This is a genomic window from Bradyrhizobium sp. WYCCWR15520, assembly GCF_056174665.1.
Genome location: NZ_JBWBWM010000006.1, coordinates 261,200 through 281,614 on the forward strand (window position 1 = coordinate 261,200; position 20,415 = coordinate 281,614).

23 protein-coding genes are annotated in these 20,415 nt (G+C 62.8%); 10 read left to right on the forward strand and 13 right to left on the reverse strand.

All coding sequences use genetic code 11. The annotated features are described in order from the left end of the window. Positions 1 to 19: 19 nt before the first annotated feature. From AC0QUY_RS09415 to AC0QUY_RS09445, 7 genes are all read right to left on the reverse strand, one after another. Positions 20 to 199 carry a hypothetical protein gene (locus tag AC0QUY_RS09415; protein ID WP_161849597.1) on the reverse strand — a complete coding sequence of 60 codons (180 nt, stop codon included), beginning with the start codon at positions 197 to 199 and terminating at the stop codon, positions 20 to 22. Positions 200 to 269: 70 nt separating this feature from the next. Then, positions 270 to 854, reverse strand: a complete 585-nt coding sequence (locus AC0QUY_RS09420; protein ID WP_161849598.1) for a flavin reductase family protein — start codon at positions 852 to 854, stop codon at positions 270 to 272. A gap of 7 nt (positions 855 to 861) precedes the next feature. After that, a complete protein-coding gene (locus AC0QUY_RS09425) occupies positions 862 to 1,707 on the reverse strand; it encodes an ATP-binding cassette domain-containing protein (protein WP_475386624.1) in 846 nt (281 codons plus the stop codon). Between the two features lie 9 nt (positions 1,708 to 1,716). Then, positions 1,717 to 2,523 (reverse strand): ABC transporter permease subunit, encoded by an 807-nt coding sequence (locus AC0QUY_RS09430; RefSeq protein WP_475386625.1) that lies wholly within the window; start codon positions 2,521 to 2,523, stop codon positions 1,717 to 1,719. Further along, positions 2,520 to 3,689 (reverse strand): FMNH2-dependent alkanesulfonate monooxygenase, encoded by a 1,170-nt coding sequence (gene ssuD, locus AC0QUY_RS09435; protein ID WP_475386646.1) that lies wholly within the window; start codon positions 3,687 to 3,689, stop codon positions 2,520 to 2,522. Before ssuD ends, AC0QUY_RS09430 begins: the two co-directional genes overlap by 4 nt. Then, a complete protein-coding gene (locus tag AC0QUY_RS09440) occupies positions 3,683 to 4,636 on the reverse strand; it encodes a sulfonate ABC transporter substrate-binding protein (protein ID WP_475386626.1) in 954 nt (317 codons plus the stop codon). The genes ssuD and AC0QUY_RS09440 overlap by 7 nt, the downstream gene beginning before the upstream one ends. A gap of 24 nt (positions 4,637 to 4,660) precedes the next feature. Then, positions 4,661 to 5,611, reverse strand: coding sequence for a sulfonate ABC transporter substrate-binding protein (locus AC0QUY_RS09445; RefSeq protein WP_475386628.1), 951 nt, complete (start codon positions 5,609 to 5,611; stop codon positions 4,661 to 4,663). 44 nt (positions 5,612 to 5,655) lie between these two features. On the opposite strand from AC0QUY_RS09445, the gene AC0QUY_RS09450 reads away from it, so the two are divergent. The 3 genes from AC0QUY_RS09450 (at position 5,656) to AC0QUY_RS09460 (ending at position 8,154) form a co-directional block, all read left to right on the forward strand. After that, positions 5,656 to 5,907, forward strand: a complete 252-nt coding sequence (locus tag AC0QUY_RS09450; protein ID WP_475386629.1) for a hypothetical protein — start codon at positions 5,656 to 5,658, stop codon at positions 5,905 to 5,907. A 109-nt stretch (positions 5,908 to 6,016) separates the two neighbouring features. Further along, positions 6,017 to 6,985 carry an aliphatic sulfonate ABC transporter substrate-binding protein gene (locus AC0QUY_RS09455; protein WP_475386630.1) on the forward strand — a complete coding sequence of 323 codons (969 nt, stop codon included), beginning with the start codon at positions 6,017 to 6,019 and terminating at the stop codon, positions 6,983 to 6,985. A gap of 182 nt (positions 6,986 to 7,167) precedes the next feature. Then, positions 7,168 to 8,154: an ABC transporter substrate-binding protein gene (locus AC0QUY_RS09460; protein WP_475386631.1), complete on the forward strand. Its 987-nt coding sequence runs from the start codon at positions 7,168 to 7,170 to the stop codon at positions 8,152 to 8,154. A 69-nt stretch (positions 8,155 to 8,223) separates the two neighbouring features. On the opposite strand, the gene AC0QUY_RS09465 is transcribed toward AC0QUY_RS09460, so the two are convergent. Beyond that, positions 8,224 to 9,432 (reverse strand): LLM class flavin-dependent oxidoreductase, encoded by a 1,209-nt coding sequence (locus AC0QUY_RS09465; protein WP_475386632.1) that lies wholly within the window; start codon positions 9,430 to 9,432, stop codon positions 8,224 to 8,226. A gap of 179 nt (positions 9,433 to 9,611) precedes the next feature. On the opposite strand from AC0QUY_RS09465, the gene AC0QUY_RS09470 reads away from it, so the two are divergent. After that, complete coding sequence (locus tag AC0QUY_RS09470; RefSeq protein ID WP_475386633.1) at positions 9,612 to 10,727, forward strand: ATP-dependent DNA helicase; 1,116 nt, start codon at positions 9,612 to 9,614, stop codon at positions 10,725 to 10,727. A gap of 163 nt (positions 10,728 to 10,890) precedes the next feature. On the opposite strand, the gene AC0QUY_RS09475 is transcribed toward AC0QUY_RS09470, so the two are convergent. Next, the gene (locus AC0QUY_RS09475) at positions 10,891 to 12,606 is read right to left on the reverse strand and encodes a caspase family protein (protein WP_202639166.1); all 1,716 of its coding nucleotides are present in this window, start codon (positions 12,604 to 12,606) and stop codon (positions 10,891 to 10,893) included. 260 nt (positions 12,607 to 12,866) lie between these two features. On the opposite strand from AC0QUY_RS09475, the gene msrA reads away from it, so the two are divergent. From msrA to AC0QUY_RS09500, 5 genes are all read left to right on the forward strand, one after another. Then, entirely contained in the window at positions 12,867 to 13,586 is a 720-nt protein-coding gene (gene msrA, locus AC0QUY_RS09480; protein WP_161849607.1) for a peptide-methionine (S)-S-oxide reductase MsrA, read from the forward strand. Between the two features lie 137 nt (positions 13,587 to 13,723). Next, entirely contained in the window at positions 13,724 to 14,134 is a 411-nt protein-coding gene (gene msrB, locus AC0QUY_RS09485) for a peptide-methionine (R)-S-oxide reductase MsrB (RefSeq protein WP_161849608.1), read from the forward strand. 107 nt (positions 14,135 to 14,241) lie between these two features. Further along, on the forward strand, positions 14,242 to 14,628 hold the full coding sequence (locus AC0QUY_RS09490; RefSeq protein WP_475386634.1) for a hypothetical protein: 387 nt from the start codon (positions 14,242 to 14,244) through the stop codon (positions 14,626 to 14,628). Between the two features lie 140 nt (positions 14,629 to 14,768). Beyond that, the gene (locus tag AC0QUY_RS09495; protein WP_161849610.1) at positions 14,769 to 14,933 is read left to right on the forward strand and encodes a DUF3309 family protein; all 165 of its coding nucleotides are present in this window, start codon (positions 14,769 to 14,771) and stop codon (positions 14,931 to 14,933) included. Positions 14,934 to 15,158: 225 nt separating this feature from the next. Next, positions 15,159 to 15,440 carry a hypothetical protein gene (locus AC0QUY_RS09500; protein ID WP_057836034.1) on the forward strand — a complete coding sequence of 94 codons (282 nt, stop codon included), beginning with the start codon at positions 15,159 to 15,161 and terminating at the stop codon, positions 15,438 to 15,440. 53 nt (positions 15,441 to 15,493) lie between these two features. On the opposite strand, the gene AC0QUY_RS09505 is transcribed toward AC0QUY_RS09500, so the two are convergent. The 3 genes from AC0QUY_RS09505 to AC0QUY_RS09515 all read right to left on the reverse strand — a co-directional run bounded on the left by AC0QUY_RS09505 (position 15,494) and on the right by AC0QUY_RS09515 (position 17,947). Further along, complete coding sequence (locus AC0QUY_RS09505) at positions 15,494 to 16,033, reverse strand: DUF4112 domain-containing protein (RefSeq protein ID WP_475386635.1); 540 nt, start codon at positions 16,031 to 16,033, stop codon at positions 15,494 to 15,496. 111 nt (positions 16,034 to 16,144) lie between these two features. Beyond that, positions 16,145 to 16,567 carry a DUF5413 family protein gene (locus tag AC0QUY_RS09510; RefSeq protein ID WP_475386636.1) on the reverse strand — a complete coding sequence of 141 codons (423 nt, stop codon included), beginning with the start codon at positions 16,565 to 16,567 and terminating at the stop codon, positions 16,145 to 16,147. Positions 16,568 to 16,816: 249 nt separating this feature from the next. Next, on the reverse strand, positions 16,817 to 17,947 hold the full coding sequence (locus AC0QUY_RS09515; RefSeq protein WP_475386637.1) for a DUF2336 domain-containing protein: 1,131 nt from the start codon (positions 17,945 to 17,947) through the stop codon (positions 16,817 to 16,819). A 762-nt stretch (positions 17,948 to 18,709) separates the two neighbouring features. Between AC0QUY_RS09515 and AC0QUY_RS09520 the strand changes: the two genes are divergently transcribed. Then, a complete protein-coding gene (locus AC0QUY_RS09520; protein WP_161849614.1) occupies positions 18,710 to 18,976 on the forward strand; it encodes a hypothetical protein in 267 nt (88 codons plus the stop codon). 154 nt (positions 18,977 to 19,130) lie between these two features. Here AC0QUY_RS09520 and AC0QUY_RS09525 read toward each other — a convergent pair. Next, a partial coding sequence (locus tag AC0QUY_RS09525; RefSeq protein ID WP_475386638.1) for a hypothetical protein occupies positions 19,131 to 20,415 on the reverse strand: 1,285 nt, incomplete at its 5' end.

The following is a 20,415-nucleotide window of genomic DNA, read 5'->3' on the forward strand; positions in this document are numbered from 1 at the left end:
GGGAAGATAGCTTGCTTCGCTACGCTCGCAATGACGTTGAAAGGGCGGAATAACTCGGCGCGTCGGGCTTGCGGAAAATGTGAATGGGATCGCCGGGCTGCAGGTCGCGCCCGGTGAAAACCGCATAGGCATACAGCGCGAGATAGGCAATCGCGAGCGCGCCGACTGCGTAAAATGTCCAGGTTGCGAGACGCTTCATTCGCCGGGTTTAGATCGGCCGCAGCGAAAAAGCCAGCCCGATGGCGCCGGTCGGCCGCAGAGCAATTCCGTCAGATCTTCCGTGCGGCCTTCCGCACCGGCACGCTGACCTCGGCAAGCTTCGCCGCATCCTCGTCCTGATCAATGGCGACATAGCGCCCCTGCCAGTAGGCCAGCGCCGCGGTTCGGGTCGAAACCGCAATATCCAGCACCCGCCCAATGACGATCGCGTGCGAATGCCGTTCGACAACGTCCTCGACTTCGCAATCAATCACTGCCAGGGCGTCTGTCAGTAGCGGCACCCCTGATACACGCGTCGTCCAATGTGCGCTGGCGAAGCGTTCGGCGCCCTTCAGCCCGTCCTTGCCGGTAAAGCGTTCGGCGATATCGATCTGGTCCGAGGTCAGGATGTTGACGCCGAAGAAGCCGTACCGCCTCACGAGCGGCCAGGATGAAGATTCCCGGTTGATGCTGACGATCAAAGCTGGCGGATCGACCGACAGTGACGACACCGACGTAACCGTCATGCCCGAGATGTCCCAGCCTATACCTGCGGTGATGACGCTGACGCCTCCCGTCAGTCGGCGCATCGCACTGCGAAAGTCACCGGAGGAAACCTCGGAATCGATCGACACGGAACGAACAATGGAGTTCATGAGCACCTCACAGGTCGGAAGTATCTTCCGTACCTTCCAGCAGATTTTTCAGGATCGCGCCTTCCAGCGCCGCCAGTTCGGCCGAACCGCGCTGCCTCGGACGCGGAACATCGACGCTGAAATCCTCGGCGATGCGGCCGTCCTCGATGACAAGCACGCGATCGGCCAGGGCTACGGCCTCGGCGACGTCGTGCGTCACCAGGATCGCGGTAAAGCCCTGATCGTGCCAGACCCGTTCGAGCAGCCGTTGCATCGAAATGCGCGTCAACGCATCCAGCGCGCCAAGCGGCTCGTCGAAGGCGAGCACGCGCGGCTGGCTGACCAGCGCGCGGGCCAGCGCCACGCGCTGCTTCTGTCCGCCTGACAGGACCGCCGGCCACTGGGTTCGCTTGTCCGTGAGACCGACCTCGGCCAGCGCTTTCTCGGCCCGAGCCTGTGCATCGGCCGAGCTTCGCTCGCGTCCGAGACCGACCTCGACATTTGACAGCACCCGCGCCCACGGCAGCAGCCGCGGCTCCTGGAACATGACGCGGACGTCTTCCGGGCGCGCGTCCTCGCCGAGGCTGATCGTGCCGGCGGTGATGGTCTCCAGACCTGCAATCAGCCGCAGCAACGTGCTCTTGCCGCAGCCGCTGCGGCCGACAATCGCAACCGACTGGCCGGCGGGAATATGCAGGTCGATCCCGCGCAGCACCTCATTGTCGCCGAAGGATTTTCGCAATCCCCGGATGGTCAGCGAAAGCCCGCGGGCCTGCGCTTCCGGACTGCGCCGCAACTGACGCGCCTGTTCGACAAAATCCGTGCGCTTGACCGGCTCGGCATCCAGGGAACGAAAACGAAGGGCTTCTTGCATTTCTTGTCCTCAGTGTTTCTGGAAGGCCGGGTGCCAGGACAGCGTCAGCCATTCCAGCGCGCGCGAGGCGCTGTCGGCCAGTTTTCCGAGCAACGCATAGATCAGGATCGACAGCACCACGACGTCGATCAGCATGAACTCGCGGGCCTGCATCGCCATGTAACCGAGACCCGATGACGCGGCGATCGTCTCGGCCACGATCAGGGTCAGCCACATGATACCGAGTGCGAAGCGCACGCCGACGAAGATCGACGGCAACGCGCCCGGGAAGATTACCCGGCGGAACAATTCGCCATCGGTCATGCCATAGATGCGGCCCATCTCGATCAATTGCGGATCGACGGTGCGAATGCCGTGCAGCGTGTTGAGGTAGATCGGGAAGAACACGCCGAGCGCGACCAGGAACAGTTTTGCCGATTCATCGATCCCGAACCAAAGGATGACGAGCGGGATCAATGCAAGATGCGGGATGTTGCGCACCATCTGCAGCGTCGTATCTGTCAGCTTGCTGGAGGTCGGCGACAGACCGTTGGCAAGGCCGAGCGTGAAGCCGATGCTGCCGCCGATCAGAAATCCGATGCTGGCGCGCCAGAAGCTGACCCAGATGTTGCGGGCGAGCTCGCCTGACAAGAGGAGCTTCCATCCTGCCAGCGCCACGTCGCTTGGCGCCGGCAGCACGCGTGCCGATACGAAGCCGGTGACGCAGGCAAGCTGCCAGATCAGGATGATCGCGAGCGGCACGATCCACGGGATCAAGCCGTCGATCCGCGGCAATTTCGGTGCGCCGACGCGCGGAAGACTGTCGATCAGACTCATGATTGCGATGCCTGTTTCTGCGGCCGATATTCGTTACCGATGGTTTCGCCGAACGGCCCGGTGTTGACACGGATCGGCGTGACGTTGTTTTGCTGGTTCAGCGACAGCAGCGGAAACACCAATTCGGCGAAGCGATAGGCTTCCTCGAGATGGGGATAGCCCGACATGATGAAGGTATCGATGCCGATATCCTGATATTCCCTGATCCGCGCCGCGACCGTCTCGGGATCACCAACCAGCGCGGTGCCCGCGCCGCCGCGCACCAGGCCGACGCCGGCCCAGAGATTGGGGCTGATCTCGAGCTTGTCACGGCGGCCGCCATGCAGCTCCGCCATGCGCTGCTGGCCGACCGAATCCATCCGCGAGAAGATCTTTTGCGCCGAACCGACCGTCTCATCGGTGACGTGCTGGATCAATTCGTCCGCCGCCTTCCAGGCTTCCGCATTGGTCTCGCGCACGATCACATGCAAGCGGATGCCGAACGAGAGCTTTCGTTCCCGCGCGGCCGCAGCGGCCTTCACGCGATTGACCTTTTCGGCGACCTGCGCCGGCGGCTCACCCCAGGTCAGGTACTTGTCGACGGTATCGACGGCGACGTCGATGCCGGCATCCGACGATCCGCCGAAATAGAGTGGCGGCCGCGGTGACTGCACCGGCTGGAACAGCAATCTGCCGTCCTCGATGCGGATATGCTTGCCCTCGACATTGACAGTCTTGCCCGCGAGCAGGTCGCTGTAGACGTTGAGGAACTCGCGCGTCACCTGGTAACGCTCATCATGCGACAGGAAAATGCCATCGCCTTTGTTCTCGATGGGATCACCGCCGGTGACGACATTGATCAGCAGACGTCCGTTCGACACCCGGTCCAACGTTGCCGTCATGCGGGCGGCAACGCTCGGCGATTGCAGTCCGGGCCTGACAGCCACGAGATAACGCAGCCGCTCGGTCCACGGCGCCACGGCCGAAGCCACCACCCAGGAATCCTCGCAGCTTCGCCCGGTTGGCAAGAGCACGCCGAAATAGCCGAGTTGATCGGCGGCCTGCGCGATCTGGCGCAGGTAGTTGAAGTTCACCTCGCGTCCGCCAGTGGTGGTGCCGAGATAACGGCCGTCGCCATGGGTCGGCAGGAACCAGAGGATGTTGGCGCTTTGTTGCGTGCTCACGATCCGGACCTCCGGGCCACGTCAGAAATCTTGATTTGTTTTGGAATAAGTCCGATCGCGAAGAACGTGTCCGCGACCTGTTGCTGGTCGGCGACCACGCTCTCGGTGATCGGCTTGATGCCGTAGGATTGCCGCTTGAGCGCGACTTCGACGACTGGAACGGAAAGCCCGATCGCCGGCGCAAGTTGCTCGGCGACAGCATGGATGTCGCCCTTGGCCCAGTCGTCGACCTCGCTGAGCTGCGCCAATACAACATCGACGATCTTCGGGTCGCTCTCCAGGAACTTCTTTGACGAGAAATAGAACTGATAGTTCGAGACGATGCCGCTGCCGTCGGCAAGCGTGCGCGCGCCGGTGGCCGCTTCGGCGGCTGCCTGGAACGGGTCCCAAATCACCCAGGCATCGACCGCGCCGCGCTCGAACGCCGCGCGGGCATCGGCTGGCGCCAGAAACACCGGCTCGATCTCGGAATATTTGACGCCGGCCTTCTCCAGCGCCTTGACGAGCAGATAGTGAACGTTGGAGCCCTTGTTTAGCGCGATCTTCTTGCCTTTCAGGTCGGCGACCGAACTCAGCTTGCTGTCCTTCGGCACCAGGATCGCCTCGCCTTTCGGCGCCGGCGGCTCATAGGCGACATACTGGATCGGCGCGCCGGCCGCCTGCGCGAAGATCGGCGGCGCCTCGCCGGTATTGCCGAAATCGATCGCGCCGACATTGAGCGCCTCGAGCAGCGGCGGGCCGGACGGAAACTCCGTCCACACCACCTTGTAACCGGCGGACTTCAGCTTCTCCTCCAGCGTGCCCTTGCTCTTGAGCAGCACCAGCTTGCCGTACTTCTGGAAGCCGATGCGGACCACCTTGTCCTGGCCGTAGGAAGCGCCGACGGTCGCGGCGACCATGCTAATCGACAGCACGGCGCTCGCGAGCAAGCGTTGAAACAAACGCATCATGAGTTACGTCCTTTTGTTTGGAATTCAGCTCTGCGTATGACTCCAGACGATGTCGCGCACGGCGATCGGCTTCGGAATCAGGCCAAGCTTGTGAAAGCGATCGGCGACCGCCTGCTGCGTCGTGACAATCTCGTCGGTCACGGGGCCGATCAGGAATGAAGCGCGGTTGGCCGCGACGGCCAGGACCTCGAGCGGCACGCCAGTGACCGCCGCGAGCGCGCTGGCGACCTCGGCGCGATTGGCCTCGGCCCAGCGCGCGGCCTCCGCTAGGCCATCGATCACCTCGCGGGTTTCCTGCACATGGGCATTCGCGAAATCGCGGTTGGCCAGATAGAACGAGTTGGTCTTGGCGACTTCATAGGCGTTGATCAGGATCCGGCCGTTCTGGCGCTTCTCGCCGATCGCGAAATACGGATCCCAGATCGCCCAGGCCTCGATGCTGCCGTTGGCGAAGGCCGGTCCGGCGTCGGGCGGCGTCAGATAGACCGGCGTGATGTCCTCATAGGTCAGTCCAGCCTTTTCCAGCGTGGCGATCACCACGTTGTGCGCGCTGCTACCCTTGGTAAATCCGACGCGCTTGCCCTTCAGGTCGGCTATGGTGCGAATGCCGGAATTGGCGGGCACGAGAATGCCCTGCCCGTTGGTGATCCGCGATCCCGCGACATAAACAATATTGGCGTTCGCAGCCTGCGCGAAGATCGGCGGCGTATCGCCGACGGCGCCGAGGTCGACGCTGCCGATGCTCATGGCTTCCAGCAACGGCGGCCCCGACGTGAACTCGATCCATTTGATGCCGATTTGCCTGCCGGCAAACCGCTTCTCCAGCACGGCCTGCTGCCGCGCGATCACCAGCACGCCGGTCTTCTGGTAGCCAATCCTGATTTCCTTCACGGATGCTTGAGCGTACACCTCCGGCGATAACGATGCAGCCGCCGTTGCGCCAAACGACAGTTTAAGGAACTCACGACGCTTCATCACAATCTCCTGAACGATCGCTTCGTTGTTCGATGCGAGCAGGAATGATGATGATGCTTCCGACGGGTGTCGAGTGCTCTGCAGAAATAGCAATGACGGCACTGCGCGCTTGCCGTGACGCGACAGGTTTATTGCCGGATCTCGACCAGACGCGACGCATTTTTCTTTGGTTAGGGTGGGATGCACATTTTCCGATCACGCGCATTCAACCTGCACGACGTCGTCATCGAGGCGCCGATGGAATGATGAATGGTAAACGACTGAAATTTTTCATCTGCAATCCGAACTCGGTGTAGCAAGGTTGCATTCATAGCGCGCTGACAACGAATTGTGGTTCTATTGACTGAAGTCCTGCGCGCCTTAGCCTGATTGAACTCCTTCAATTCCATCAGGCAGAACAATTTCATGAATCATCGGATCAAGTCCGCGCTCGGCATCGCCGCAGCTGCAACGATCATTTCAGCAAGTTCCGCGAACGCACAAACGCAGGCTTCCGATACAATCCGTATCGGCTACCAAAAGTCGTCGACATTGACGGCGATCCTCAAGACCAACGGCGAACTGGAGAAGGCGCTGGCGCCGCTCGGCGTTCGTATCTCCTGGCATGAATTCACCAGCGGCCTGCCGCTGCTGGAAGCGATCAATACCGGCAATGTCGATTTCGGCGCCGACGTCGCGGATACCGTGCCGTTGTTCGCGCAGGCCGCGGGCGCCAAGCTTGCCTATATCGCGGAAGAAGCCGCTTCACCCTCAGCGCAGGCGATCCTGGTGGCTGCGGAATCGCCGATCCGGACGATTGTGGACCTCAAGGGCAAGAAGGTCGCCGTCACCAAGGGCGCCGGGAGTCATTTCCTGCTGCTTGCCGCGCTCGCCAAAGCGGGCCTCAGCTTCAAGGACATCTCCCCGGCCTACCTGACCCCGGCGGACGGACGCACCGCCTTCATCGGCGGTAACGTCGACGCATGGGTGGCGTGGGATCCGTTCCTCACCAGCGCGCAACGCCAGACCAATGCGCGGGTGCTCTCCGACGGCAGCAACGGCCTTGCGAGCTACAAGCGCTACTATCTGTCGTCGGCGGCGTTTGCCGACCGGCGCAGCGATGTATTGAACGCGATCTTCGGCAAGCTCGATGAGACCGGCAAATGGGTCAAGGCCCATCCAAAGGAAGCCGCGACGCTGCTGGGCGGCCTCTGGGGTATCGATGCCGCCACGGTGGAAGAAGCCAACAGCCATCGCTCCTACAGGATCGGCGTCGTAACGTCGCCGGGCCTGTCCGAACAGCAGCGCATCGCCGACGCGTTTTTCGCGGAAGGATTGCTTCCGGTGAAGGTCGACGCCGGCGCCGCAAAAATATGGACGCCGAAGCGGGACTGATCTCGTGCTCGTGGCATTCAGCAGACAAGCTTCGTCACTACTTCAAAGCCGAGACGTTCATTGCACGCTCGGCAAAATATTCAGTCAGCCATTTCATTGACTGCAGTGCCATTGCCCGTAGGCTTTGATGCATCGCTGATTGCGTCAGGCAACACAGCGGATGAAATGGAAAGATCAAGAACATGAGTGCAACCAAACTTGAATCGCGCGCCCGTACGCGCCTTCGTCGCATCGGCGCGACCTTGTTCAGTGCGGCAATCGGCGTGGCGATTGCCGCATCCGCACTGGCCGCGGAAACAGTGACGCTCCGCGTCGGCGACCAGAAGGGCGGCAACCGCTCCTTGCTCGAAATCTCGGGCTATGCGAAGGATTTGCCCTACAAGATCGAATGGTCGGAATTTCCTGCTGCCGCCCCGATCCTGGAAGCGTTGAACGCAGGTGCGCTCGATGTCGGCTACACCGGCGACCTCTCGTTCCTGACGGTGTACGCGGCCGGCGCCCCGATCAAGGCCATCGGCGGCACCCGCTCCGATGCCAGGACGCAGGCGATCCTCGTCCGCCAGGACTCGCCGGTCAAGTCTGTCGCCGACCTCAAAGGCAAGCGCCTCGCCGGAACGCGCGGCGGCTGGGGCCAATTCCTGATCAATGCGACGCTGGAAAAGGCCGGACACAAGATTGAGGAAGCGACCTTCGCGCCGCTAGGGCCGGTGGACGCAAAGATCGCGCTGGTCGCTGGCTCGATCGATGCATGGGCGGTCTGGGAGCCTTACGTGTCCTATGCCACGCTCAAGGACAATGCGCGGGTTATTGCCAACGGTGAAGGCCTGACGCCGACCGTCACCTTCATCGTCGCATCCGATAGCGCCATCGCCACCAAGCGCGCGGCAGTGCAGGATCTCGTGCAGCGTCTCAACAAGGCGCGGCTATGGTCGTTGGATCATCTGCCTGAATACGCGAAGAATACCGCCGAGCTCACCAAGCTTCCCGAAGACGTGCTGTTGAGCGCCTACAAGGCGCAACGCACCAGCCCGATCGCGATCGACGAAAACATCGTCAAGGAAGTTCAGGAAGCATCCGACCGCGCCACCCGCTACGGAATTCTTGCGAAGAAGCTCGACGTCAACAAGGCGGTCGATCGCAGCTTTACGGCAGCCGCAAACTCGAATTGACAGCCCGCGCCAAGGGCGCGGCGCGATCCCTCCCATCGCGCCGCCCCAGCTCTATATCCGCCGAAGCCACTATCCCGCCGCCACCTTCTGCGTTGGCGCGACATTGATCGCGAGCTTGCCGTAACGGTCCTTGAAGGCTTCGGTATCGATCTCTTCAAGCTGGATCGCGCCGCTCATCACCCCCTTCTTCCACGCGTCATGCTCGGGATCGTTCTGGAATTCGGGCATCACCTCTTTGGCGAACAGCTCAAGCGACTCGCAGATATGCTCATGGGTGTTCTTGCCGGCCTGGTTGAGCAGGATCACCTGGTCGATGTGGGAGGTGCGGAAGCGCCGCAACTTCTTACGGATGGTTTCCGGCGATCCGATCAGGCCGCCGCGCAGTGCCGCCTCCTGCGCCTCGGGATTGTCGCGTTTCCACTTGTTGTACTCGTCCCACATGTTGACCGTGCCGGGATCCGGCCGCTGCCGGTTCTGCGACGCACCGTAATAGCGCAACGCGAACTGGAAGAAGGTGGCGCCGTCGGCGCGGGCCCGCGCCTCCTCGTCGGTCTTGGCGCACATGAAGAACGACACCAGCGCCATGTTCGGATTGATCTCGTACTCCGCCAGCTTCTTCAGCCGCTTGGTGATCGCGTTGTAATAGGCATGCACCCAGGCATGCGCCGCGTCCGCGCTGACAAACTGAAAGCCGAGTGCGCCAAAGCCGTTCTCGCCGGCGCGTTCGATGGTCGGCAGTTGCGAGCACGCCATCCACAGCGGCGGATGCGGCTTCTGGACCGGTTTCGGCACCACGTTGCGCAGGGGGATATCAAAATATTTGCCGTGATGCTCGGTGCCCACTTTCGTGAACATCGGGAAGATCGCCTGCACCGCTTCCTCGAACACCTCGCGCTTGGTTTCCATGTCGCGGCCGAACGGCGTCAGTTCGGTGATCGAGGCGCTCTCGCCCATGCCGAATTCGCAGCGGCCATTGCTGAGGAGATCGAGCACCGCGACGCGTTCGGCGACGCGCGCGGGATGATTTGTCGCAAGCTGGAAGATGCCGTGGCCGAGCCGGATCTGTTTGGTCCGCTGGCTGGCGGCGGCGAGGAAGGACTCGGGAGCGGGCGAATGCGAGTATTCTTCGAGGAAATGATGCTCCACAACCCAGGCGTAGTCATAGCCGAGCCGGTCGGCGGTCTCGAGCTGCGTCAGCGCATTCTGGTAGAGCCGGAGTTCGTCGCCCTCCTGCCATGGGCGCGGCAGTTGCAGCTCGTAAAAGATGCCGAATTTCATGACGCCTCCCAAAACGCTTGTTGTTTTCGGGCAGTGTATTCTCGGCAAATCGCAAGTCCAGCCTTGGTAGCGAAATGGCAATTCCGCACCACGGAAGTTGTCTTGCATGGAACGCGCGAATGGTTAGCTTACGCCTATGTTGAGTCGCGGCCTTCCGCCCTTCTCTCCATCCGGACCCCATGACCACGTTCACGCCGCATCAGGATTCCGCGCTGAAGGCCGTTGCCGACTGGCTGAAGGCAAAGCCCGGCCGCAACGGCACGCCGCCCGTCTTCCGCCTGTTCGGCTATGCCGGCACCGGCAAGACCACGCTGGCGCGCCACATCGCCGAAGGCGTCGACGGCGGGGTGAAGTATGCGGCCTTTACCGGCAAGGCGGCGCTGGTGATGCGCAACAAGGGCTGCGACAACGCCTCCACCATCCATTCGCTGATCTACCGCGCCAAGGAATCCGGCGTCGAGCAGCCGAGTTTTGAGCTGTGGGACGACGCGCCGGCCTCCAAGGCCAAGCTGATCGTGATCGACGAATGTTCGATGGTCGACGCCGAGCTTGGCCGTGATCTGATGTCGTTCGATTGTCCGCTGCTCGTGCTCGGCGATCCCGCGCAGTTGCCGCCGATCCAGGGCGGCGGATTCTTCACTAATTGCGAGCCCGATGCGATGCTGACGGAAGTGCATCGCCAGGCGCAGGACGACCCGATCGTGCGGATGTCGATGGATATCCGCGAGGGCCGCGAACTCGAAATCGGCCGCCATGGCGAGAGCGAGGTGGTGCCGCGCAGCGAGCTCGACCCCGAGCGCGTGATGAGCGCCGACCAGGTGCTGGTCGGCCGCAACAACACCCGCCGCGCCTACAACATGCGCGTGCGCCAGAAGCAGCACATCGAGGACCCCTTGCCGGTCGCGGGCGACAAGCTGGTGTGTCTGCGCAACAACCGCAAGAAGGGCCTGTTCAACGGCGGGCTGTGGCGCGTGAAGTCGCGCACCCAGCCGCGGTCGAAATCACAGATCTTGAGCATGCGGCTCTCGCCCGACGAAGAGTTCGGCCACAAGGTCACCAAGGTCTCGGTGCGCCAGGATTGCTTCGAAGGCGGCATTGAGGCGATCCCGTGGGAGCAACGCAAGCCTTATGACGAGTTCGACTACGGCTATGTACTGACGGTGCACAAGTCGCAGGGCTCGCAATGGGACGATGTCGTGCTGTTCGACGAGAGCTTTGCGTTTCAGGACAGCCGGGCACGGTGGCTCTATACGGGGATTACGCGCGCGGCGAAAAGGCTGAGCGTGGTGGTGTGAGTTGGACCCGTCATTGCGAGCCAACGGGTCGCGCGAACGCGCGCCCGATGACAGGCTCCGCGAAGCAATCATCCCTCCGCGCATGAGGAGAGATGGATTGCTTCGTCGCTTACGCTCCCTTGCGCAAACGCTTCGCGTTTGTCGCTCGCAATGACGCCATCAACTATCTGCCCGCCACGAAGTAAAAATCCTCCCGCCCTGGCAGCGAGCCGTACGTGAAGGGCTGCTGCGTGCGGTTGGTGGCCTTCCAGACGTCATCGCGGACGATGTCGAACAGTTTTCGCACCTCGATCCTCGGTTCCTTGATGACGCGCGCGAGCACCGTCGCGAACGGGCTGTTGGCGGCATCGCCGTCGAGCGCGGTCTCGCCGTGCTTGGCGGCGTAGACGACCATGAAGCCGGCTTCCGGCTCGATATTGGAGAAGCCGCGATTGACCAGTTTTAGCGCAATCGTGCGCTGCATGGTCTTTTCAAAGGGATTGTCGCGGCAGGCGTCGAGCATCACGAGCCGCAATTTTTTCGCACCCGCAACCGCTGCGATCACCTGTTCAAGCGCGACCGCCTGAGTTTCCGCATCACTATCGGCCTTCAGCCGGGCGTCGACCGGGATCAGGTAATTCACCCCGCCGATCTCCATGCCGTGGCCGGCATAATAGACGACGGCCCAATCCGCCTTTTCGGCCTCCTGGCCGAATTCGTGCAGCGAGGCGAAGAATTTGTCCCGGCCGAGATCGGACGCCAGCGTCACGGTGGCAAAGCCGAGTTCGCGAAAGGTCGACGCGATCAGCTTGGCATCTCGCGCCGGATTATCCAGCGGCGCCACGTTCTTGTAGGCGCCGTTGCCGACGATCAGCGCGACCTTTCGCGGCCCGGCCGGCGATGGCGGCAACGGCGAGGCCTTGCCCGCAGACGACGGCGCAGCCGTGCCCAGCAAGGCTTCCAGCCGCTCCTTGGCAATGCCGCGCGCCAGCGTGGTGTCGATGTCTTCGCGCCTTGCCGCCACGGCATTGGCGGCTGAACGATAGTCGGCACGTGCGGCAGCGAGGTTGCGGCGTTTCTCGAAAAGCTGGCCGCGGCCGACATAGGCGCGGACATAGTTCGGATTGATCTTGAGAACCTGGTTGTAATCGTTGAGCGCGGCATCGAGATTGCCCTTGCCGAGATAGGCATTGCCGCGGCTGGTCAGCGCGTAGACGTTGTTCGGTGATTTCGCCAACGCGGCGTCGCAATCGGTGAGCGCGTCGTCGAACCTGCCCATGCCGGTGTAGGTAATGCACCGGTAGGCTGGAACCTGCGAGCCGTCGGGATTGATCCTTTGGGCCTCGGCGAAATCGGCGAGCGAGGCATCGTACTGTTTCATCAATCCTTGCAGGCGGCCGCGGTTGTAATGGTGCAGGTAGCGGCTCTGATCGTTGAAGATATGCTTGACCGCCAGATTGAACTCGTCGAGCGCCCGCTGCAGCTCTCCCTTGCGCATGAAGATCAGGCCGCGGTTGTTGTAGGCACTGCCGAACGTCGGACGAAGCTGCAGGCAGAGATCGTAGTCGGCGAGCGCACGCTCGTCGTCACCCTTGTAGCTGTAGGCAATGCCGCGCGCGTTGATAATGTTGATATTCTGCGGCGCGATCTCATGCGCGGCGGTGAACGCCGCGATCGCGCCATCGTAATCGCGCTTCTTCATGAGGGAGTCGCCACGGTAGCCGAAAGCGGCTGCGCGGGAAGGACCGGTGATCTTGTCGTCGGCGATCACGCTCTCGCAGGCGGCGAGGCGCGCCACCGGTTCCGCTGTGGAATTCCGGCAGGTGTCGATATCGCCCGCCGCCCACGTAGGGCCGGCAGCGGCGAGCATGACAAGACCCAGCAACAAGGCCTGCAACATCGGCAAAACGCTCCGGCGCATTGGTCGCGGCTCGCGACCACCGGTTCATAGTGGGAAAAGGGGGCCGCAGCGGTCAAGCGCGACCAATCGCCCTGCTTAAGGCCTTGCGCAGGCATCGCTTTATTCACGAACTCGTGTGACGCGCGCCGTAACAATATCGGCCCGGAGCCGTATCTTGGGCGTCGGCGAGAATCTGAGCCGATTTGCGAAATGCCGGTCCCGCTCTAGACTGTCCCCAACCAATGCCGAAAGAGGAAACCATGTCCCCTCGTCATTTCAGCCGCCTCTCGCTGTGCGCTGCCGCCATCGGCGCGCTGGCTGTCGCAGCCTTCGCCATCGGACCTTCGCGCGCCGCGGAGGAAGCCGTGGTCATTCCGCCCCCCGCCGTCGACGTTCAGGCGACCGACGGCATCCAGACCGCGGTGATCGCCGGCGGCTGCTTCTGGGGCGTGCAGGGCGTGTATCAGCACACCGCCGGCGTGCTCAACGCGGTTTCAGGCTATTCCGGCGGCAGCAAGATGACCGCGAACTACACCATGATCGGCACCGGCACCACGGGCCATGCCGAGGCCGTCGAGATCAAGTACGACCCGAAGAAGATCAGCTATGGCAAGATCCTGCAGATCTTTTTCTCCGTCGTGCACGATCCGACCCAGTTGAACCGCCAGGGCCCCGACGTCGGCACGCAATATCGCTCGGCGATCTTCACCGCCAATGACGAGCAGAAGAAGGTGGCCGAGGCCTATATCGCCCAGCTCAACGCAGCCAAGGTCTACAAGAAGCCGATCGTGACCAAGGTCGGCCCGCTGCAGGCGTTCTATGCGGCGGAAGACTATCACCAGGATTACCTGACGCTGCACCCGAACCAGCCCTATATTGTCTTCAACGATATTCCGAAGATCGAGAACCTGAAGAAGATCTTTGCGGAGAACTACATCGAGAAGCCGACGCTGGTGAGCAGCGCGAAGGCTACCAACTGACGCCTCGTCATTGCCTGCGACAAACGCGAAGCGTTTGCGCAAGGGAGCGAAGCGACGAAGCAATCCATCTTTCCCCGAGTGGGTGATGTGGGTTGCTTCGCTTTGCTCGCAATGACGATTAACCTGAAGGAGACTCCATGTCCGACACCAAAACATCCGGCAAGGTCGTCAAGAGCGAGGCCGAGTGGCGCAAGGAATTGACGCCGATGCAGTACGCCGTGCTGCGCGAGAAGGCGACCGAGCGGCCGTTCTCGGGCGAATATGAGCACGAGCACCGCAAGGGCACGTACACCTGCGCCGGCTGCGGCCAGACGCTGTTCGAATCCGATGCCAAGTTCGATTCCGGCTGCGGCTGGCCGAGCTTCACCGCGCCTGCCGTGGAAAGCCATGTCGACGAGGAGCGCGATGTCAGCCACGGCATGATCCGCACTGAAGTGTTATGCTCGAAATGCGACGGCCATCTCGGCCACGTCTTCCCCGATGGCCCCGGCCCGACCGGCCTGCGTTACTGCATCAATTCGGCGGCGCTGAAGCTGCAGCCGAAATAGTTCGAGTAACGCTCGAACCTGTGTTTAGCCCCGTGCGACCAAGGACTTGTCGCGCGGGGTTTTTATTTGGTGAGACGCTTTCCGGCCTGCCCGGCGCGCAGACAAGGATGAATTTCGACATGCTCATTTCCAAACGTCTGCTGCTCGGTCTCGGGCTTGCCACCTTCATCATGGAGAGCGTTGTGATCCAGCCTGCCCTCGCCGCCGACAAGGTCTCCCTGTTCAAGGTCATCACCACCAAGGACGAGATCGTGATCGGGATCAGCGAGGGCGATCTCGCCCAGATGGAGAGCCAGAATGCCGGCGGCGTTGCCAAGATGCTGGTGGCCAAGGGCTCAATGAGCGTGTGGCGATACGCGGTACGCAAGTCCGCCGGCGGTGATCTCGAACAGTCGCCGCTGCACAAGATCGGCCTGATCGCCAGCGACAGCCTTCGCGTCGAGCCCTATGCGACGCCGCTGCAGGTGCTGCCGATCGACGAGACGAAGAAGTGACTTCTTCCCTTCGCCCCTTGTGGGAGAAGGGAAGCCCCCTTTTTCGGCGGATCGGCCAACGACTCGCGGCCCGGAATATGCTTTGATCCGTGCCGCGGGAGCGTTTTTCTCGCCACCCGCGGGCCTTCGGAGCGCGCGTCATGACGCTTGGCACGATCCTCGTCATCATCCTGATCATCATCCTCCTGGGCGGCTTCTCCGGCCGCTTCAGGGGCTATGGCTATGGTTATGGCCATTCCGGCATGGGCCTCGTTGGCGTGATTTTGATCGTGCTGCTGATCCTGCTGCTGCTCGACAAAATCTGATCCCATTAAGCCATTGAAAAAACTTGACTAAATTTGTGTTCCCCGCAGCCATGCGCGGATTCATCATCACCCCCGATGGCGGACTTCAGGGGTCGCATTTTTGTCAAAGAAGCTTATATTGGGCTCTGAAATGACGTGCACGGCGCGGCCCGCCACTGTGGCCCCACCGTCATCCAATCCCCATTGCTCACACGCAAGAGCCGAAAAAGATTGAGGTCACCGTCCATGCGTCCCTTCAGCTACAACACCGCCGCCGAACTCTTTCCCGCCGCGATCCGCAAGAAGAAGCGCGCCGGGTTTGCCTATCGGCGTTTCGGCACCGCGGCAGAAGCGGTTCGCTTCGCGATCGAGGAGTTGCCGGCGGATTCGCTGAATGGCGCCTATCTGCAGGTCGAGGAAGCCCGCTTCGACCAGAGCGGCATCCGCTCGCTCTATGAAAGCGAAGCCTTCCCGCTGCCGCGCCGCCCGCGCCCGGCCGCGACCGAAGACAAGGCCGACGCGGCCTGAGTTTTTGGAAATTCAAACAGCGCGCCCCTGGAAATCAATTCCGGGGGCGTTTTTTATTGGCGCGGCTGCTTGTCGAGCCAGCGCCTGAGCATCCGCACATTGCGGACGTTGGCGCGGAACATGACGTCGAAGGCGTCGCCCGCCACCGGCACCAGGCCGACTGCGCCGTCGACCGCGACATTGGCGAGCATCCGCGCCGTGATGTGCCAGGGCGCCCCGAGCGCCCGCGCCTCGCGGACGATCCACAGCGAAATCGCCGTCGTGATGATATCGCCGACCACCGGGATCAGGCCAATAAGCCCGTCGATGCCGTAGCGGAAATTGGTGCCGGGCACGATGAAGGCGACGTCCAGAAGCTTTGCGATGGCGTCAAGCCGCGCGATCCGCTGCTCGCGCGTCAGTTCGCCGAACGGATTGGCGGCGGAATGACCGAAATCGAACCGCAATCCCTCGAACGGCGTGTGCAGGTTCGCTTCGGGAAGTTCGCGCCCCTCCTGGTCGATGACCGGGCCACGCCCGGCCGCACGCGTCCGGGAGGATGGCCCGGAGCGTGATCGCGGCGGCGTATAGAGATCGTCGTTCGACATGGTCATCAGGTGGTAACGCGTATGCGAGGTACAAGTTGCGTCAAATTATCGCTTGTCACATCGCTGATGCGCGTTCCGCCGACAACGACTGATCTCTTCGTCGCTTCGCTCGGCTCCCTACGTCGAATGCACCGGCTGCGGCGCGTCCGCGTATTTGTGCGCTAGCCAGGACGACAGCACCGCTGGCACCATGCCGACGAGCCCATAGAGCAAAAACTGCACCACGCCGGTGTCCGGCCCGCGCGAGCCATAGAGCAGCGATGATGCGGCAAAGCCGATGATGGCCACGAACAGCAGCCGCGCCACGAAAGAAATGCGTCTGACGTGATAGAGAATGTCGTCGATGGCGCCGACCATCAGCGCCGGCACGAGGCCGAACAGATAGCTGTACTGCAGCGTCTTGACGAAGGCGCCGAGAAACTTGCCGATCTCCGACCAACTGGTGTCGGTCCAGTAACCCGATGCTACCGTGGTCGCGACCAGCATCAAGAACCCGCCGACGAGCGGGCCGATAGCCCCGAAGATCAGATAGCGTTTCATGGCGACCTCTGCGTCGAGTCGATGTGTCGAAGAAGCAAGGCTCTCCATCGGACCAACCGTTCACGTTCGAAAAACCGGACATGATCCGATGTCTCACCCGCGCTTTGGCCGCGGGCAATTTCAAATCCGGTCAAGGGAGAGTCAAGGGCCGTCAGCCTGCGCGATCGCAGCCGGATGGAGCCAACCGTCGCGCGCCCGATGACAGGCTCCGCAAAATCAGGGACCCGTGCTCGCAGGATGAACGGATCGCTAAGCCGGTTGCTTCACTTTGCCCTTGGCGGCCGGGGCTGCCGCGGCAGTCTCGCCGCTCTTTCCAAGGATCCGGTCGGAGCCGAACCGGATCGTCCATTGCGCCACCGAGAGCAGCAGGGTCTCGTACACCGCGACGCATTGTTCGAGTTCCCGGTCCGTGGATGGCGGACAGTTGGGGCGGTTGCGAACGATCATCGTCGTGGTCGACCAGGTCAGCCGGGCGGCCTTGCACGCGACGATCAATCCGTACACCCGGTCGGGCTCGAGGAAGGGTTCGATGGCCTCGACCTTGACGTCCGCCTTCAGCGCCAGCGCAGCGACCACGTGGGTGTATTCGCCCCTCACCGCAAACCGGTTCACGATGGAATCGTTGAGCTTGCCGGTGCGATTGAGTGCAACGACCTCGTTCTGCGCCTGTGTATAGTCGATCGCCTTGCGGGCCGGACTGGCCTGTCCGGCGGTCGCTGCGGCAGAACCTTTCCGTGCGACAGGCCGCGACGCCGTCAGGAACCGGGCGCGGACTACGTCGGCCACCCGGCCAAGCAGCTCCCGCAGCAGGTTGCCAGGAATGTCCAGGCGAACGCCGAGCTTCTCCGCGAGGTTTTCATCCTTCTCCGCCCGCCCGACCAGCGTCGCATAACCGCATTCGGAAAAGCGGGCGCCCGCATTCCGCGCCAGCGCGTTGGAGACGTTAACGTCGCCAAATCGCATCAAGGCGTCCGTCAGCGTCTCATTGAGAGTCTTCCGGTCAGAGATCGCCAGCAAATGCTGCTGGCTGCGGGTCTGGATGATCTCTAGGAGATCCTTTTCCGACAGGCAGATGGAATGTCTCAGAACGGGCGCGGCGACCAGAGCGTTGTCATGAAAGGCCAGGTTGCGGATCGTCTGGCGTGGCGCCTGCTCGATGGTGCAGAGGGCCTCGCTGAGCTGTTGCAAGGTCGCGGCTTCCACCCGCCCGACCAGTTGAGCGAGGACACCATCGACGGCCCCGATCTGGGATTCACTCAGCCGATCGACACTGGACAGGAAGAGGTCGGTCACCTCCTCCAGCATTTGGGCGTCGTGCTCGGGTCCACCCTTTTCGGCGCCATTCAATTCGGCGCGCAGGTCAGACGATGCGGCAGGCATGGTTATCCCGGCTCCATCCGGATCGCCTCAGCGCACCGCAATGCTTGCTGCAGCGGCCATTCCACCGCACGGATGGCCGGCAGCTTTATGGACATATCGGCAGCGGAACGAACGAGCATGTGAGTGCCACCCGAGGCTGATTTCGGCAGCCCTTTGACCCCAACGAAAGCAATGCGGCGCGCGCGAGCAATAGCCGCTGATCGTAACTCAGTCTTCCCTAACGGGTGGTTGTTCCGAACGGCGGATTTTCCGCATTTGTACGGACTTTTGCGAAGCGGAAGGGCTAGCGCGGCCGGCTGCTGGCAGCCGGACCGGCCAGCGCCCGCTTTCGAAGGCAAGCGGACGCGGAGATCAGGGATGGCGCGCGACCCATCGCGCCAGTGGCCGTCTGAGGCGCCGTTCGATGAAGATGAGAACGACGAAGCAGAGAGACCCCGCGCCCGTTCCGTCTTCGGAACTCGTCGACCCGGCGAAGGCGTGGCGTCAAACGCCTCCTCGACTCACCTCCGCGCTTCGCTCGACGTGGCGCGCTCGCAACAGTCTAGAGAAGTGTTGACGCAAGCATTGCAGCTTCGCCGCATTGGCGCATAATTCGTGGTGGAGCGGCGCAGCACTTTTCGATTCGGACATTGGCAGAAATCGAGCAACCACACACGGGGCTATTCCCGTGTGAAGGATGACGTGTGCGGCAGTGCAAACCGCGTGCAGCGCCCCCAATCAACAGCGGCCAGCACCGCGCGCAACCCTTGGGGATCGGCTCAAATGACTTTCCATCATACAAGCAGAATCGCACTTCTCTTTGCCATCGCCTGCGCGGCGACGGCGCTATCCGCAGGCCCAGGCCTCGCCTTCTCGGAGGCGCAGCAGATGTGCACCGGCGACGCCATGCGGCTATGCGGCCATGAAGTCCCCAACGTCCAGCGAATCACCGCCTGCATGGTCAGGAACCGCGCCCATGTCAGCCCGGGCTGCCGCGCCGTGATGGACCGCGAAGGCGCCGCGCGGAGGCGCGCCGCCGCCGCCGAGTGAGGCGGTCGCCTCGCTCGATCCCGAATGCAAACGGCCTCAGCAGAGCATGCTGAGGCCGTTTTTTATTGAACTATTACGTCAAGTCGCGCGGCGATCGATTTCCAGGAGCAACGAGATCAGCTCGGGCTTGATAGCGCCCTCACTGCCCCCAAGTCTACTCCCCCCACGTCGCGAACGCGTCATTGAACGCGCGTTCGCCGGGGGCGCCCTTTTCGATCGCGATGATGGCGCGGCGCTGGTTGACATAGACCAGCGGCACGTCGAACCAGGAACGCTCCTTCAGGAGCTGCAGATTGCGGGCGCGGTCGGAATCGACGTTGGAGAGGCCGACCAGGAAGAACCCGTCCGTGACCTTCACCGCGAGACCGGCGAGCGGCGTGCCGCGGGCCTGCTCGTTGGACTTCATCAGAATACCCGGCACGTTGCCGACGCCGCCGCCCGTAAAATCCTGCGGCAGGATGAAGGTCAGCTCCGCAGTGTGGCTCGCCGGCAGCGAGGAATCGGTGTTGCGGCGGAACGACATCGTCATCTTGAACTTGCGGTCCGGGATTTCGATGTCGGCGCGCACGGCGATATCAGGCTTCTGGTTGCCCGACGCCTTGATCGGTTCGGTGCGCCAGATCACCGAGCCGACATACTGCTTGCCCTTGGGATCGGAGGGGTCCTCGTCATAGAGCACGACGCGCTGCGCCACCGGCGCCACGTTCTCGCTCGACGACGGCTGGCCGACGCGATCGGGAATCTTCGGGCGCGACTGGGGCGCGGCCGGATCCTTCGGCGCTTCCACCACGGACGTGGATTTGAACAGGCCGCTGACGGTCGAGACGACCTGCTTGCCCCATAGGATGCCGGCGCCCACCAGAATGAGCACGATGCCGACGGCGATTGCGCTCTTGAACGGAAACGCGGCGCCGGTGCGGGCGCGCTTGTTCGGCGGCTCGCGATCCTGCGAGAGCCGCGGGCGCTCGCGCGACGGCGGCATCGGCGGCGGCGGCGCGTAGCGGTCGGCCTCCGGCTGCGATTCGTCGTACGAATAGGGCGCGTCGGGATCGGCGCCGCGGTTTTCCATGCTCGGCTCGAGCCGGTCGAATTCCGGCGAGGGCGACGGCACGTTGGCATAGGTTTTCCGCGCGTTGCGGTTGGCTTGCGCCGCGGCGCGGCCGAGATCGTCGGCGTCCGCCGCGATGTCTCGGAAGCCGCGCATGCCCGGTGGCTGCGGCGGCGTCGGCGGCGAGCCGTTATTGTCAGGACCACGGCGCGGACCGCCGCCGCGCTCGCGGGGCGGCGGTGGCGGCAGGCCGGCATCCTGCATCGGAATCTGCGGCGGACGCGGCGCACCGGGCGGCGGCGCATCGGCGCGCAGATTGCGCGGCGGGCGTTGCTCGTCCTGACCAAGCGGCGGACGGGCCTCGCGCGCGGGACCTGGCGGCCGCGGACGC